Origin of the sequence: uncultured Streptococcus sp., from assembly GCF_963536705.1 — a bacterium.
GTDB lineage: Bacteria > Bacillota > Bacilli > Lactobacillales > Streptococcaceae > Streptococcus.
Genome location: NZ_CAUTAP010000001.1, coordinates 207,446 through 221,579, shown reverse-complemented (window position 1 = coordinate 221,579; position 14,134 = coordinate 207,446). Strand labels below are relative to the sequence as shown.

The following is a 14,134-nucleotide window of genomic DNA, read 5'->3' as shown; positions in this document are numbered from 1 at the left end:
TATTTTAACACAAAAACGTTTACATTTAAACAAAAATATTATATAATTACTTTGTTGGAACTATTCGAAACAACACAGCAAGTTAAAATAAGGCAGTGGTTTTTAAGCTCAGTCCGTATTCAACTTGAAAAAGTGCGCACCGATTCGGTGCTTTTTTATTTTCTATACTAACCGTATTGTACTCCTATTTCCTAAAAAACAATTTATTTTATAGATTTTTTATTTAAACATAGAAAAAACTACGTTTGACAACGTAGTTTTTCATATCCATGTCCCCTGCCGGAATCGAACCAGCAACTACTCCTTAGGAGGGAGTTGTTATATCCATTGAACTAAGGGGACTTAGAGAAAAACTCTGCCCAACGACAGAGTCTTTCTAAGATTAACGGCGAATTTCTTTGATACGCGCTGCCTTACCTTGCAATGCACGAAGGTAGTACAATTTAGCACGACGGACTTTACCGTAACGAACGACTTCAATCTTGTCAACACGTGGAGTGTGGATTGGGAAAGTACGTTCAACACCGATACCGTTAGAGATCTTACGAACGGTGTAAGTTTCTGAGATACCAGCACCTTTACGAGCGATAACCACACCTTCAAAGATCTGGATACGTTCGCGAGTTCCTTCGACAACTTTCGCGTGAACGCGGACAGTGTCACCAGGACGGAATGCAGGGATGTCAGTACGAAGTTGACCTTCAGTCAAACTTTGGATTAATGGATTCATTTTTTCTACTCCTATCTTACTAATCTTAAGGTTCAAGACCGCAGCGGATTAGCCGTTTTTTGTGCTTCCATTAGGCACAAACTATATTATATCAAAATTTCTAAAAATGTAAAGATGTTTAAATGAAAATTCCCAAAAGAATCGCTAAAATTCCTAGAATATAAGTCAAACCCAAGTAGAGAACAAATTTCTTTCGCTCCGAAAAGAGCTCTGCCAGCTCAGCATTCAAGGTGGAAAAAGTCGTCAGGCCACCACAGAAGCCTGTTGCTAAAATGACATAAAGCTGCTTGTCTTCTATATGATTATAAAAATATCCAATGAAAAAAGCACCTAGCAGGTTTGCCGCCAAAGTCCCAATCGGCAGAGAGTATCTACTATTTACCTTGGAGAAAACATAACGAACGAGAGCACCAGCGCCACAGCAGATTAACATCGCCCACATCATGACTTCACCTGCTTTCCAGCCCATAGGGCGATTGCAAGTCCACCACCTACACTTAAGACTAGATAGATAAGAAGCTCCATATAGCGCCCTGAATCTGCTAGTTTGATACTGTCTAGCAGAAGACCAGAAAAGGTCGTCAAACCTCCGCAAAAACCGGTCGAAAGCGCTAAAAGCAGACGCTGGGACTTAACTTTACTGCTAAGATAGCCCTTGATAATATAGACTAGCAAAAAAGTTCCCAAATAATTGACCAGTAAGGTAGCCAGCGGAAATGAATCAGCAAAAACTGATAAGAGCGCTACTTGGTAACGTAGCCAACCGCCTGCCATCGCAGATAAAGCCACAGCTATCGAGTTCTGTACTTCTTTCATGAGATATTTTTATTCTGAAATTCCCGAGAACGTTTCAGGATGTCTGAAAAGGTCGCAACAACAGTTTCTTTGTAGTCCTTGTTTTTAACCTTATCCGCAACTCTGGCAAAAATTACATCTTCTCTCTTGCTATCCAAGACAGCTGTGCCTGTTAATTTTTTTAAAGCCACGACTTGGCCAACCAGATTCATGCGTTGCTCCAGCAGGGCAACGATTGCATCATCAACTTGATCAATTTCCTGTCTGATTTCTTCTAACGTCATCTACTTCCTCCTTGTATTCTATCTATCATAACAAAATATAGTAAAATTTTCTAGTTTTATTCTAAATAAAAAGGTCTCAAGGACCTCGGATTAAGGGGGACCTGCAAAGACGAGCCCCTATCTACAGATTAAAAAGGATCCCCGAACCTTTTTAAAGAGCACTCGCTTAACCAAGTGCTTATCTGAAACCTAAAACAGTACCCCGGACCTTATTAAAGGGAACTCGCTTTTGCGAGTTCTTATCAGCATATTAAAAAGGTCCACTGGACCTTTTTTAACCAACTGAGCCTTCCATACTCATGTTGATGAGTTGGTTGAGTTCGACGGCGTATTCCATTGGAAGTTCTTTGGTAATGGGTTCCATAAATCCGTTGATAATCATAGCTGTGGCTTCTTCTTCGCTGATGCCTCGGCTCATCAGGTAGTAGAGCTGGTCCTCAGACACTTTGGAAACCTTGGCTTCATGCTCTAGCGCTACATTTGAATTATGGATTTCATTAAAAGGAATAGTGTCGGAACTGGACTCGCCATCCATCAGAATGGTATCACACTCGATATGAGATTTGGAGCCAGCGCTATTCTTGCCGAAGCGAACCTGCCCACGATAGTCTGTCTTGCCGCCATCCTTGGCCACTGATTTAGAAATCAAGGTACTGGAAGTCTTGGGCGCATTATGAAAAACCTTGCAGCCCGCATCTAAGTGCTGACCATAGTTGGCAAAGGACATAGAGAGGACAGAAGTCCGTGCATTTCGGCCATTAAGAATGCTACAGGGATATTTCATATTGACCTTGCTGCCTAAGTTACCATCAATCCACTCTAAGGTGCCGCCCTCCTCAACAATCCCCCGCTCCGTTACGAGGTTATAGACATTGTCCGACCAGTTTTGAATGGTCGTATAGCGGAAAAAGGCATCCTTTTTGACAATGATTTCGACATTTGCCGCATGAAGACTATTGCTTGTGTAAGTCGGTGCTGTACAACCCTCGATATACTGGATTGAGCCACCCTCCTCGATAATCATCAAGGAGCGCTCAAACTGGCCAGCGTTTTCACCATTGATACGAAAATAGGTCTGAACAGGAACTTGGCACTGGACGTTCTTGGGCACATAGATAAAGGTTCCGCCGGACCAAACCGCACTATTAAGCGCAGAAAATTTATGCTCAGCATTTGAAATCACAGTACCAAAATACTGCTTAACCAAGTCCGGATATTCCTGAACAGCCGTATCCGTATCGGTGAAGATAATGCCCAGCTTGGCAAACTCTTCTTTCATATTGTGGTAAACCACTTCAGATTCATACTGAGCCACAGCTCCAGATAGAAAGCGCTTCTCAGCTTCTGGAATTCCCAAGCGGTCAAAGGTTTTCTTAATCTCTTCTGGGACCTCATCCCAACTGCGAGCCCGATCTCCGCTTAGCTTCTGATAATAGATAACATCATCAAAGCGAATCCCTGACAAATCAGGGCCAAAATCGGGCATGGGTAACTTATGAAAGAGTTCCAAGGAGCGCAGACGATAGTCCAGCATCCACTGGGGCTCATTCTTGATTTCTGAGATTTCTCGAACTACTTCTTCTGTCAGGCCTTTACCAGTCGAAAAGAGCGGCTTGACATCATCATGAAAGCCAAAGGCATAGTCGCGTTCTTTCATAGGGACTCCTCCTTTATCTGACGGATAGCGCTTACTTACATTATACTCCTAATCATGAGAATTGTCAGAAAATAACACTTTCGCAAAATAAAAACGGCCGCAGCCGTTTCCTCTATTTATCACTTTAAACTTTATTAACCAAGCCTTCTGCAAAAGCTTCCAAGCGTGCAATATCATCATCTTCCGCAGATAGGTCTACTTTAACACTTTCTGCGCCCTTAAGTGCTCCTGTAGCAGCAAAGGCAGCATCAAAGTCATCGACAGCCTTGCAGAATTCGTCATAGAAAGTATCGCCTGAACCGACTACTCCGTAGACCTTGCCAGACAAATCCAATCCGGACAAGTCTTCGTAGAAGTCCATCATCTCATCAGGCAGCTCACCATCACCATAGGTATAGGTCGCTACAATCGCAATATCTGCTTCCAAGAAATCTTCTGCATCGACAGTGGTGCACTCGTCCACTTCAACTTCTACATCCAGGTCTCTTAGCTTATCCGCCACAATATCAGCAATTTCCTCGGTGTTTCCAGTCATGCTGGCAAATACAATTTTCGCTAAGGTCATAGTTTCCTCCAAATTCTAATCTGCTCTCATTATATCATATCTTTTTTATTTTAAAAATAAAAACTCTTATGCTACAATGGGTAAAGAAAGTTGACGAGGTTATTTATGACTCTTTATCATGATATTTTAAGTAAGATCAAAGAATATGATACTATTATCATCCATCGCCATATGAGGCCTGATCCCGATGCGCTTGGCAGTCAGGTCGGACTGCAAAAGCTGCTTCAGTACCACTTCCCAGAAAAGACAATCAAAGTGACAGGCTACGATGAGCCCAATCTCATGTGGCTAGCACAAATGGACCAAGTCGCAGACGAAGAATACCAAGAGGCCCTAGTCATCATCTGTGATACCGCTAATACAGCCCGTATTGACGACCAACGCTACACGACAGGCGACTTCCTAATCAAAATCGATCATCATCCTGACGATGAGGTTTACGGAGATATTTCTCTAGTTGATACAAGCTCTAGCAGTGCCAGTGAGATGATCGCTCTCTTTGCCTTTGAAAATGACTTAGACTTGAGCAAGGAAGCTGCAGAACTCCTCTATGCTGGTATCATCGGAGACACTGGCCGCTTCCTTTATCCTTCTACTAGCGCCCGCACATTCGAAGTAGCTGCCAAGCTACGCCAGTACGATTTCGACTTATCAGCCTTGTCTCGCAAAATGGACTCTATCAGCCGCCAAGTAGCTAAACTGCAGGGCTATGTATATGAGCAATTGGAAATAGATGAAAATGGGACTGCGCGGGTCATTCTGCCTCAGGAAGTTTTACACTCCTATCAACTGACCGATGCCGATACTGCAGCCATTGTCGGAGCGCCTGGACGAATTGAAGAAGTCGGTCTGTGGGCTATCTTTGTTGAGCAGCCTGAAGGTCACTACCGTGTCCGCATGCGCAGCAAGGTTATTCCTATCAACGGTATTGCTAAAAATCATCACGGCGGTGGACACCCACTAGCCAGCGGAGCCAATGCATTTTCAAAAGAAGAAATAGAGCAAATCTACACCGAGATGAAAGAATTGGCAAAAAAGTAAGAAATTAGTCTAAAAGTCTTGTCAAATCAATCAGAATTTGATAAACTATCAAAGTAACTAATCTATGGCTCGCAAAGAGACCATGGCAGAAAGGAAATTTTTGTAAAATGAGAAAAGATATTCATCCAGAATACCGCCCAGTTGTCTTCATGGACACTTCTACCGGCTACCAATTCCTTAGTGGTTCAACTAAGCGTTCAAACGAAACAGTTGAATTCGAAGGTGAAACTTACCCATTGATCCGTGTAGAAATTTCATCAGACTCACACCCATTCTACACTGGACGTCAAAAGTTCACTCAAGCAGATGGACGTGTGGATCGTTTCAACAAAAAATACGGTCTCAAATAATCATAAGCACCAATCGGTGCTTTTTTTGTATTTGAACACTTAACAACAAATTACTAGAATCGTCCATATGAAAATACTTAAATTTTTGTACAAAATTTATAAAGTATATTGAATTATGTTATCACACTCATGACTATGAGAATTTGATAATTTACGAATTAATTGAGCATTTCTCAATAGCCCCCTGCTCTGACTGAAAGAATAAACTATTTGAATTTTTGCCACAGTAGCTAAAGATTATAATAACTCACTATGTAAAAAGATCAGTAAAACTGACCTTTTTAATCATTTTATAAATTTATTGATGAAGTATTGCTAAAATTCTGTAAAATTAGCCTAAATGAAATAGTGTTATCTTTTTAATCTGACTCATCAAAGAGATATACATCATCGCATTAGGGAAAATTTTTATTCTATCATACATAATAAATTTCGATAATATTATCATTGGAAATTTTAAAAAATCATTCGCTATATCTTGGTCAGACTTACTTTCATCAATCTTTAGCATTTCATAAACGTTGCAATCTAATTTCTTGGCAAAAACACTAACATTATCTATAACTAAAATAAATTATAATAAAATGTATCATCCTCTAACAACTTATCAAAAAATTCTTTAAGATTCTTAGAAATTTCCATATCATAATAGTATATTTTCCCATAGTTATTAGAACCAAATCCTATTGAAATCATGACAGTTTCATTGGCTTCAAAAAATACTAATTTGTCTTCTTCGAAGTCATCAAATATTTCAATGTCTGGATAAAACTCAAAGTCATTTTGTCTCAATCTAAAGTCTAAAACTGATTCTGGATCCATGACACGGTTTACATTATCCACCTTACTTTTAATAAAGCCATATCCAACTTCTATATAAAATTCTTTAAGCAACTGAGGTATATCAAGACCTAACTTTGATTCACTCTTTTTAATTGAATCTATATTGAGCGGATAAAACTTATTTGAAGGATTTAATTTAATTTCTTCAAACATTTAATATACCCTCTTTAATTAAATAGTTCTCTAGCTGGCAATCCAGCTCTATGTATATCAGCTTGATGTTCATTTGGAAATCTAGCAGGATGAATATTCCACCATTCATTATTGACACCATAAGAATTTTCAATAATATGATGAGCGTCATACTTAGAGCCTGTTTTTCTGACAACATTTCCATTTTTGCCGATGACATCTTATGAATATGTAGGCCAAGTCAGACCAGTTTTCAATTCCCATTCGTTAATTAGAGAATTTTTGAGCCTATTAAATTCTGCACGATGTTTAGCCAACTCAACTGGTGAGAGTTTTTCGTACTCTCTCAGACGTAAAGTATTCTTTAATTCCTCAATCTGATTATTAGGGATGTTCCTATTTGTATTTAGTTTAACATCTTTCACATATTCTTTAATTAAATTACCATTAAAAGAACTCTCTACAAATTGATCTGTAAGATCTTGTCTGGTAGCATCTTTCACGCCTTTAGCTACATCATCACTATGCTTAGCCAGTTGTTCACTGGCTTCTTGACGGAATTCTTGGCTGATTTTCCGACTACTCTGCTCCTTCACTCGTACTCTGGTACAGGCGAGCTGTGTGCTTACCGATGTCATCCGCATAACGGAAATCGTCTAAGCCCGCAAAGGCGAATTTCTTGCGGCTAAAGTCATCCCATAGATTCCCTAAACGACTAGTAAAGAAGTCCTTGGTTGCCCCATAGCTTTCCCGAGCCAACATACCCAGATGACTGTTAGCCAGCGCTGTGCGAGCTTTTCTAAAATAAGATATCCCCTTCTGAATCTTGGGCGCCTGAGCCAAACGGCTGACTAGCTTGCTCCCACCTGCCATCTTAAATAATTTAGCAGGTCCAATCCATGAAACTTCCTATAGCTAATCAAACTTCAACAAATTTTTACAGATTAGAAGCTTTCAAAAAAACTGAATCGAAAAGTTGATTCAGCTTTTTTACCTAGAACAAAAATAAGATGAGTGCTGTGAAAATCGCTTTCTCTTAGTTTATACCTGCTTTTCCTTAACTTCCTCAAACCATTTTTCAAACTCTAGTCGTGGAAGTAATTCTTCATCCTTATCATAACGTCCTTCATAACTATAGCGACTATCAAGGCTATTTTTCTGAGCATCATAAATCAACCACATTTCAGTTGGATGTTCGCGGTCATATTCTTGGCACAGCTTAACCATTCTTTCTATATCTTGTGCCCCAATTCTTAATAGACTAAACTGAATTTCATCTGAACTATCTATTTCATTAGGAAGGTAACCTGCAATCTCATCTCTATCCAGATAATGATTATTAGTTTTAAAAAATACATCAAATCTATAAAAACCATCAGCAACACAATAAATAAAAATTTTATCTGCTTGGTTTTGGACATATTCCATAGCTAATGAAACCATATCAATCTGGATTTCCATAAATTTATCTTCAAATTGTGTCATATTATTCTCTCTTTATTTGTTTATATTTGGAATTATTTCGTTATATTTTTTCCCATCAATCTTATAATTGACTTCAAAACTACTTGGTCTCATTGAAGAGCCCTCGTAGTTAATCTTAATGTCCACTTCAACTTTCTTTGGTGGATTTGATTTTAAAGCATCTGCCCAATCTCGTTCAATACGACGATATTCTTTTAGATTGACATCTTTAGCTTGTGAAACAAGGTTATCCAACTCAGGTGATCCACCAAACAAATCTCCGAATATATGCCCTGCATGATCCCCGATTTCTTTATCTAGAGTATTGGAGTTATGGCGTAATCTATCTTCATGGAGTTTTAATTGTAAATCTTCGGCATACGCCCGATCGATACGGCCCACCTCATCAGTACGGTAAAGATAGCGATGTTCTCCAGCCTCATATACCACATTAGGTTTAGGAACTTTTCCATCCATATGACTTCCATCTGTTAAAATTTCACTGGCTTCATCTATCCAATTTCTCGTTTGAGATTTTCCTAAGTTTCTACCAGCTTCACCCGCCTCGCTATAGAGACCTCGACGTATGCGTTGATACTCTGCTCCTTCACTCGTACTCTGGTACAGGCGAGCTGTGTGCTTACCAATGTCATCCGCATAACGGAAATCATCCAAGCCCGCAAAGGCGAACTTCTTGCGGCTAAAGTCATCCCATAGATTCCCTAAACGACTAGTAAAGAAATCCTTGGTTGCCCCATAGCTTTCCCGAGCCAACATACCCAGATGACTGTTAGCCAGCGCTGTGCGAGCTTTTCTAAAATAAGATATCCCCTTCTGAATCTTGGGCATCTGAGCCAAGCGGCTGACCAGCTTGCTCCCACCGGCCATCTTAAATAATTTAGCAGCTCCAATCCATGAAACAATTTCACTAACGATTTCACCTGCCGCATGACCGCTCTCGTACCCAGAAAGACTACTTGCTTTCCTGATTTTATCACGAATCGGTTGCTGCATCAAATCTTTTGCATGACGGACATCATGGAGGATCGCTCCCATGATGCTACCATCACGAGTACTGTTGTCTAAGTCATTAATCAGATTATTTACTTCTGGAATCATTGTAACCAATCCAAACGCATTTCCAAGCGTATTTAGAAAGACATTACCAAAAGTCTCTATCCCACCTTGTAAATCATCCTTCATCCACTGTGGAGTCTCATTTCCCATGAGAGAATTATAGCCTAATATCACACCTTCAGTGGAATATTGAAGAAGATCAACGCCAAACTCCGCAACTCCAAAAACTGCATCCCCTACAGCCCCAAAGGCTGCATCTCCAAAACCTTTTAACCATTTCCAGTTAGGATCATCCTTCATCCCTGAAGTATGCTCGTCTAGGAAATCAGAAACTCCCTTACGCCAATCTCGTAGTGTTGCTTGAATCGGGTGATGAAGACGCCAATCTTTTTCTATTCGATCCCTTTCCTTTTCTTCCAATTCCTTGGCTTTTTGTGCCTCTAACTTGGCTTTCTGGACACTCTCATCTATCTGATCATCAATCTCCTTGACCTTATCTGCTATAGGAGAAAGATTATTGACCACTTGGCTAATGATGGGATCGCTATAGTCAAGCCCATCTGTCTGGTGCAGTTGGCCTAGCAATTCTTGCAGATTCTGGAGACTGGTTTCAGTTGTTAGAGCAGTACCCTGGCTATCCCAAGCAGAAACTTTTTCTATTGTATTGGTTACTACATCCTTAGCATTAGAGAGATTGCCACCAAAATATTCATAGTTCTTAGCATCGCTGGTCACAGAGACTAGGTCACTGACGCTATCCGTTGCGCTGTTAATTGTTTTTCTAATTTGATCAATCTCACCTTTTAGGGTATCAAAATATTCGCTTGTAGACTTCAAATAACTATGGCTAATTATCGCTGTACTTGACTTCTCGCCAGTCGCTGATTGAAAACTCTCAACTTCCTTAGAAAAGTCACTTTGCAGACTATAAAGAAGATCCTTTAGTTGCATTAGCAGCATATTATGCGAACTATTAATCTCACCAGCGATAGCCTGTCCTACATCTCCGTACATAGAATTAGAAGTAATCACAGAATTATAAGAACTTTTAGCAGCCTCCAAGCTAGAAATTATTTTTTCGGACTGCGATTGTAGCTCCTCAAAAACAGTATATAGTTCGCCTACATCAACGTAAAATCCTTCACTCATCTAACCCCTCCTTCTCAACTACTTTCTCATTCAAAAAGGCTAAATAAGCCAACTGATCTACCATAGTCATAAAGGCTGTTGATAACTGGTGGTTTTTGATATAAGTTTGGCGGATGACTTCTTCGGATATCCGCTCTTCCCATTCATTTTCATAGCCCAAATGAACCACATTCTTAATCATCATGTTGCTAACAAATACTGGTGGAAATGCAGCAACCTCACCAAATGGCCATACCCGGCCAAAATAATCTATCACATAAGGATCAAAACCTTCTGCTAAAGGAGCCTTGCGTCCAGTCAGCATGACAAGTGCCCCTGGCTCCTCAGAAAACATCTCTTTAAGTTCGTTGTTCAGCAAATCCAAATCAATCTCCACAACTGAACCAAGGGGATAAATTTTCCCAAAATAGACATCTAAAATAGCTAAAAAAAGAAAAAAAGAATCCTCAGGCCAGACCTGCTCTTCGCCATTAAAAGAGAAGGTAATTTGACCGTTCTGAGTACGGTTAAAAAGAATAGTTGTACCCAGCAATGAATTGTATTCATACTGAGATTTTTTCAACTTGATTAACTTATATAATTCTCTCATTAAAGGAGGTCGATCTCCCAGAAATTCTCCAAATTTAACAACCGTATCTGTTATTTCAAAATCAGTATTCGGCCACGTCGACAAGACAGTACGAAAACTCTCTAACTCTTTAGTACCTGTCATTAGTTAAACCTCACATAATTCTTATTCTTATCAATTTGACTAGCATAGACAGCATCATCCTCAACAATTTTCTCACCCATTTTAGTCATCATATCCGTCCTCGCCTCTCCATACGACTTATAAGAAGTTAAAGCTGAGTTCCAACTATCTTGAATAGTATTAAATTTTTTAAAGCGCGAAAGAGTTGTCTTACTAATTTCTTTTTTTGACAAAGTTATAATCCCATGAACGCCTTTCTTAGCATTACTAACAACGCTAGACCATTCTTCTGGTTGTACACCTACTTGATCTTGAGACATATTTTCTCCTTTTACTGAATAGAATTCCACCAAGATTGTGCTTGGTCCCAAAAACTTTGGGCTGCTCCCAATAAATCTATCTGAGACGCCTTCAATTTCACTAATTCACCATTAATGTTTTTCAAGGTATCTTGATAATTGTTTTCCATCTCAGTCAGATTTGTAATTCCACGCTCGAAATGAAATTTACATTCGTTTTTTAAATCCCCTTTCCAATCACCTGCAGATCCATTAAAAAATTTTTCTGCACCATCAATTTTTCCATTTAGAAGAACTAACTGTTCTTCTAAAATTTTCTTCGCGGCGTTTAGTCGCTCTATTTTTGCGCCTGCATTATCTGCTTCTTGCTTTTTTTGATCTCCATTTATTTGGCAATTTCTCGCATTTTGAGCATATATTTCATTGTCAACGATTTTTCCCATTAAGTTCCCTTTCTTCTTTTTCTTTAGGTTTTCAAAAAAGGACTAGGACAAGGTCCTAGTCCTTTTATCAAAATGTGCATTAACCTTTGAAACCGAAGCTATTAGCATCTGCTGTATCACGCTCAGAGACAGTGTTCGCATAACTTACTAATTGTTGGTTAATAGATGACAAGAGCTCTTGAAATTTCACTACATCGCCGTGGAGTTGGTTGTACTGATCCAAGTATGACTTAAAAGCACTACCCTTCCAATGGGCTTCCATCTCACCATTAGCTGCATTTACTGTCTGAATCGCTGTTTCGATTTGATCACGTGCATTTGAATAAACTGCTGCTTGAGCAGTTAGTTCTTCTGGAGATAATGAAATTGTTGACATAGTTGACTCCTTAATTGTTTTAATAATAATATTATATAGTTTAGAAAAATAGATGTCAATAAAAAATAACATAAGTTTAACAACTAAATTTAAAATTTCTTCTATTTACTCTATCTAGTTGGTAAAAATAGAACAGTAAACAATACTTTCATTGAATGCTTTTTTCTATTCCAAATAATGAAATCCCGATTAAAAAGAGAAGACCTACTTGGTCCTCTCAATTCATAAAGATTCTTCAACTATGAAATAGTTAGTAAAAAACTACAACAAATTGATTAAATTAAAAAAAGTTGAAAATTCCTTATTATTTATAAACGTAGGTCCAGTAATAGTCCGTATTACCATCTACTACTACAGCTACTGCTCCTTCTGTAACGTTTGGATCAAGGAGCAATTCTCTCAGACCGCTGTTAGCCCATTTCTTAACTACTTCTGACGCATCATCCGTACGACGAGCAACGAAGCCTGAGCTATCGTATTGGCGTGAGATTTGATTAGCTTTTGGAAGAGCTTGGTTTTGATAAAGTTCATCAGACCAAGTCAGTTCTTTCAAGCCTTGAGCTTTACGCTCTTCATTGATTTTAGCGAAACCTTCTTTAGCTTTTTCTAAAGCAATAAAGTTACTATCATCAGTTGCTTCAACACGATAAACAAATCTAACATAACCAAACTCTACATCTTTATATTTATCGCCTTCTACGCCACTCTTAAGATTTGCTGTCAAGACGTAGTCTCTAGCCCATGATTTTTCCTTTGTTTCTTCAAATGTCGTTTCATCTTCGATAACCCACTCAACTTTTGCGTCCCAACCGGCATTATCAACAAACGTTGGACTCATCTTATCGATAACGTATTTCTTAAACTCCTCAAGATTCTTGAATGGAAGCGGCTCACCTGCTTTACCAGTTCCTACGATATTGGTTGAGAATACTTTTACACTTGAGTTTGTATCGCTGTACATATACTCATCATCTGTAGCGCCCTCGTGAAATTTAGGATCAATTCTTGGATCATTTGGATCCGTCATCCCCTCAAGTCTCCACTTAACTTTATCTCCAAACCATTTCCAATATGGAGAGAATCCATTGGTTGCCGATTCAGATGGGATACGATAATAGTGACTTGTACCATCAAAGTAATAGTTAGGATCATTTTCCAACGCTGCATCACCTGGCACACCAGTAGGGTATACTATTTTGGGTGCACGGTTGTTTGGACCCCACGCCAAATGCTCAAGACCTTCTGCTGGTTTCTCAACATACGGCGGAATTTGATCTTCACTTGGTTTATCAGTTGTTACCAAACCAGGAGTCTCTGGCACAGCAGGTCTTGTTGGAGTTTCTGGTTTTGGTTCTGCTGGTTGTTCTGGTTTCGGAGCAAATGGATTTAGGTCACCTTCTGCACCGTTAATTGGAGGATTTTCTGGCAAATCAACACTTGGCACCTCAGGTTTTGGTTCTGCTGGTGTAGTAGGCTCATCTGGTTTATCAGTAGGAGCTGGAGTTGGTTGTTCTGGTTCCGCTGGAGTCGGAGTTGGAACTTCTGGTTTAGGTTCTTCCGGCTGACTTGGAGTTGTTGGATTAGTTGAGTTATCAGCAGAATCCTTAACAAACACCCACTTACCATTTTGATAGTAGTAATAGTCGCCATTATCCAATACATAGTAATGATAACCATTTTCATAACGATAATGCGGATCGTTTTCCAAGTTGTTATTGGATGTGCTGTTATTGTTAGTATTTGTCAATGGTTTCCACTCACCATCACGATAGATGCGGTAAGAACCATCTGTCATACGGTAGTAGTGGTTACCATTCCAGTAAATGTAGTTTTCATCGTTTGCAAGATTGTTGTAGTTATTCCAACCATTATAGCCGTAGTTGTTGCTATAGTTGTAATTCCAGTTGTTATAGCCTGGATAATAGTTATTATAACCATAGTTGTAATTATAACCATTGTAGCCGTAGTTATAGCCATAATTGTAGTTATTGTAACCATAGTTATAATTGTTGTAACGGTAGTTGCGGTTGTTACGGTAATTATAGTTGTTATAACCATAATTATAATTGTTATAGCCGCCATTCCAGTAATTATAGCCTGGTTGATAGTAATTATAACCATAACCATAATCTTGTGCTTCAACATTATTCGCAGCAGCGATTGCTGGAATAAGAGCTGCAGCAGCCACAACAGATCTTGATAAGAGTCTGAAACGATTGTTCATATTAATTAAACCTC

18 protein-coding genes and 1 tRNA gene are annotated in these 14,134 nt (G+C 39.2%); 2 read left to right on the top strand and 17 right to left on the bottom strand.

The window, feature by feature from the left end:
- Positions 1-270: 270 nt before the first annotated feature.
- From RWX26_RS01095 to RWX26_RS01065, 7 genes are all read right to left on the bottom strand, one after another.
- Positions 271-342: transfer RNA gene (locus tag RWX26_RS01095), tRNA-Arg, on the bottom strand.
- A gap of 40 nt (positions 343-382) precedes the next feature.
- Positions 383-730 (bottom strand): 50S ribosomal protein L19, encoded by a 348-nt coding sequence (gene rplS / locus RWX26_RS01090; protein WP_009660455.1) that lies wholly within the window; start codon positions 728-730, stop codon positions 383-385.
- A 118-nt stretch (positions 731-848) separates the two neighbouring features.
- Positions 849-1,175, bottom strand: a complete 327-nt coding sequence (crcB, locus tag RWX26_RS01085; protein WP_314578358.1) for a fluoride efflux transporter CrcB — start codon at positions 1,173-1,175, stop codon at positions 849-851.
- Positions 1,172-1,546, bottom strand: a complete 375-nt coding sequence (gene crcB, locus RWX26_RS01080; protein ID WP_125434275.1) for a fluoride efflux transporter CrcB — start codon at positions 1,544-1,546, stop codon at positions 1,172-1,174. The genes crcB (RWX26_RS01085) and crcB (RWX26_RS01080) overlap by 4 nt, the downstream gene beginning before the upstream one ends.
- Positions 1,543-1,809, bottom strand: coding sequence for a chorismate mutase (locus tag RWX26_RS01075; RefSeq protein WP_314578354.1), 267 nt, complete (start codon positions 1,807-1,809; stop codon positions 1,543-1,545). The genes crcB (RWX26_RS01080) and RWX26_RS01075 overlap by 4 nt, the downstream gene beginning before the upstream one ends.
- Before the next feature lie 274 nt (positions 1,810-2,083).
- Entirely contained in the window at positions 2,084-3,466 is a 1,383-nt protein-coding gene (gene sufB, locus RWX26_RS01070) for a Fe-S cluster assembly protein SufB (protein ID WP_002918936.1), read from the bottom strand.
- 124 nt (positions 3,467-3,590) lie between these two features.
- Entirely contained in the window at positions 3,591-4,031 is a 441-nt protein-coding gene (locus RWX26_RS01065; RefSeq protein ID WP_125434277.1) for a flavodoxin, read from the bottom strand.
- Positions 4,032-4,136: 105 nt separating this feature from the next.
- Here RWX26_RS01065 and RWX26_RS01060 point away from each other — a divergent pair, with 105 nt between their 5' ends.
- Positions 4,137-5,072 (top strand): bifunctional oligoribonuclease/PAP phosphatase NrnA, encoded by a 936-nt coding sequence (locus RWX26_RS01060; RefSeq protein ID WP_125434278.1) that lies wholly within the window; start codon positions 4,137-4,139, stop codon positions 5,070-5,072.
- A gap of 107 nt (positions 5,073-5,179) precedes the next feature.
- Positions 5,180-5,422, top strand: coding sequence for a type B 50S ribosomal protein L31 (locus RWX26_RS01055; RefSeq protein ID WP_002895374.1), 243 nt, complete (start codon positions 5,180-5,182; stop codon positions 5,420-5,422).
- A 564-nt stretch (positions 5,423-5,986) separates the two neighbouring features.
- On the opposite strand, the gene RWX26_RS01050 is transcribed toward RWX26_RS01055, so the two are convergent.
- The 10 genes from RWX26_RS01050 to RWX26_RS01005 all read right to left on the bottom strand — a co-directional run bounded on the left by RWX26_RS01050 (position 5,987) and on the right by RWX26_RS01005 (position 14,120).
- Positions 5,987-6,418, bottom strand: a complete 432-nt coding sequence (locus RWX26_RS01050; RefSeq protein WP_314578347.1) for an SMI1/KNR4 family protein — start codon at positions 6,416-6,418, stop codon at positions 5,987-5,989.
- A 200-nt stretch (positions 6,419-6,618) separates the two neighbouring features.
- On the bottom strand, positions 6,619-6,993 hold the full coding sequence (locus RWX26_RS01045) for a hypothetical protein (protein ID WP_314578344.1): 375 nt from the start codon (positions 6,991-6,993) through the stop codon (positions 6,619-6,621).
- The gene (locus RWX26_RS01040) at positions 6,977-7,270 is read right to left on the bottom strand and encodes a hypothetical protein (protein ID WP_314578341.1); all 294 of its coding nucleotides are present in this window, start codon (positions 7,268-7,270) and stop codon (positions 6,977-6,979) included. The genes RWX26_RS01045 and RWX26_RS01040 overlap by 17 nt, the downstream gene beginning before the upstream one ends.
- Positions 7,271-7,438: 168 nt before the next feature.
- The gene (locus tag RWX26_RS01035) at positions 7,439-7,882 is read right to left on the bottom strand and encodes a hypothetical protein (protein ID WP_002915072.1); all 444 of its coding nucleotides are present in this window, start codon (positions 7,880-7,882) and stop codon (positions 7,439-7,441) included.
- A 12-nt stretch (positions 7,883-7,894) separates the two neighbouring features.
- Positions 7,895-10,087: a DNA/RNA non-specific endonuclease gene (locus tag RWX26_RS01030; RefSeq protein ID WP_314578339.1), complete on the bottom strand. Its 2,193-nt coding sequence runs from the start codon at positions 10,085-10,087 to the stop codon at positions 7,895-7,897.
- Complete coding sequence (locus RWX26_RS01025) at positions 10,080-10,799, bottom strand: DUF4176 domain-containing protein (RefSeq protein WP_314578337.1); 720 nt, start codon at positions 10,797-10,799, stop codon at positions 10,080-10,082. Before RWX26_RS01025 ends, RWX26_RS01030 begins: the two co-directional genes overlap by 8 nt.
- The gene (locus tag RWX26_RS01020) at positions 10,799-11,098 is read right to left on the bottom strand and encodes a hypothetical protein (protein ID WP_235787735.1); all 300 of its coding nucleotides are present in this window, start codon (positions 11,096-11,098) and stop codon (positions 10,799-10,801) included. Before RWX26_RS01020 ends, RWX26_RS01025 begins: the two co-directional genes overlap by 1 nt.
- An 11-nt stretch (positions 11,099-11,109) precedes the next feature.
- Entirely contained in the window at positions 11,110-11,520 is a 411-nt protein-coding gene (locus RWX26_RS01015) for a hypothetical protein (protein WP_314578330.1), read from the bottom strand.
- A gap of 79 nt (positions 11,521-11,599) precedes the next feature.
- The gene (locus RWX26_RS01010) at positions 11,600-11,896 is read right to left on the bottom strand and encodes a WXG100 family type VII secretion target (RefSeq protein ID WP_032909709.1); all 297 of its coding nucleotides are present in this window, start codon (positions 11,894-11,896) and stop codon (positions 11,600-11,602) included.
- 304 nt (positions 11,897-12,200) lie between these two features.
- Positions 12,201-14,120 carry a CAP domain-containing protein gene (locus RWX26_RS01005; protein ID WP_314578326.1) on the bottom strand — a complete coding sequence of 640 codons (1,920 nt, stop codon included), beginning with the start codon at positions 14,118-14,120 and terminating at the stop codon, positions 12,201-12,203.
- Positions 14,121-14,134: the final 14 nt, after the last annotated feature.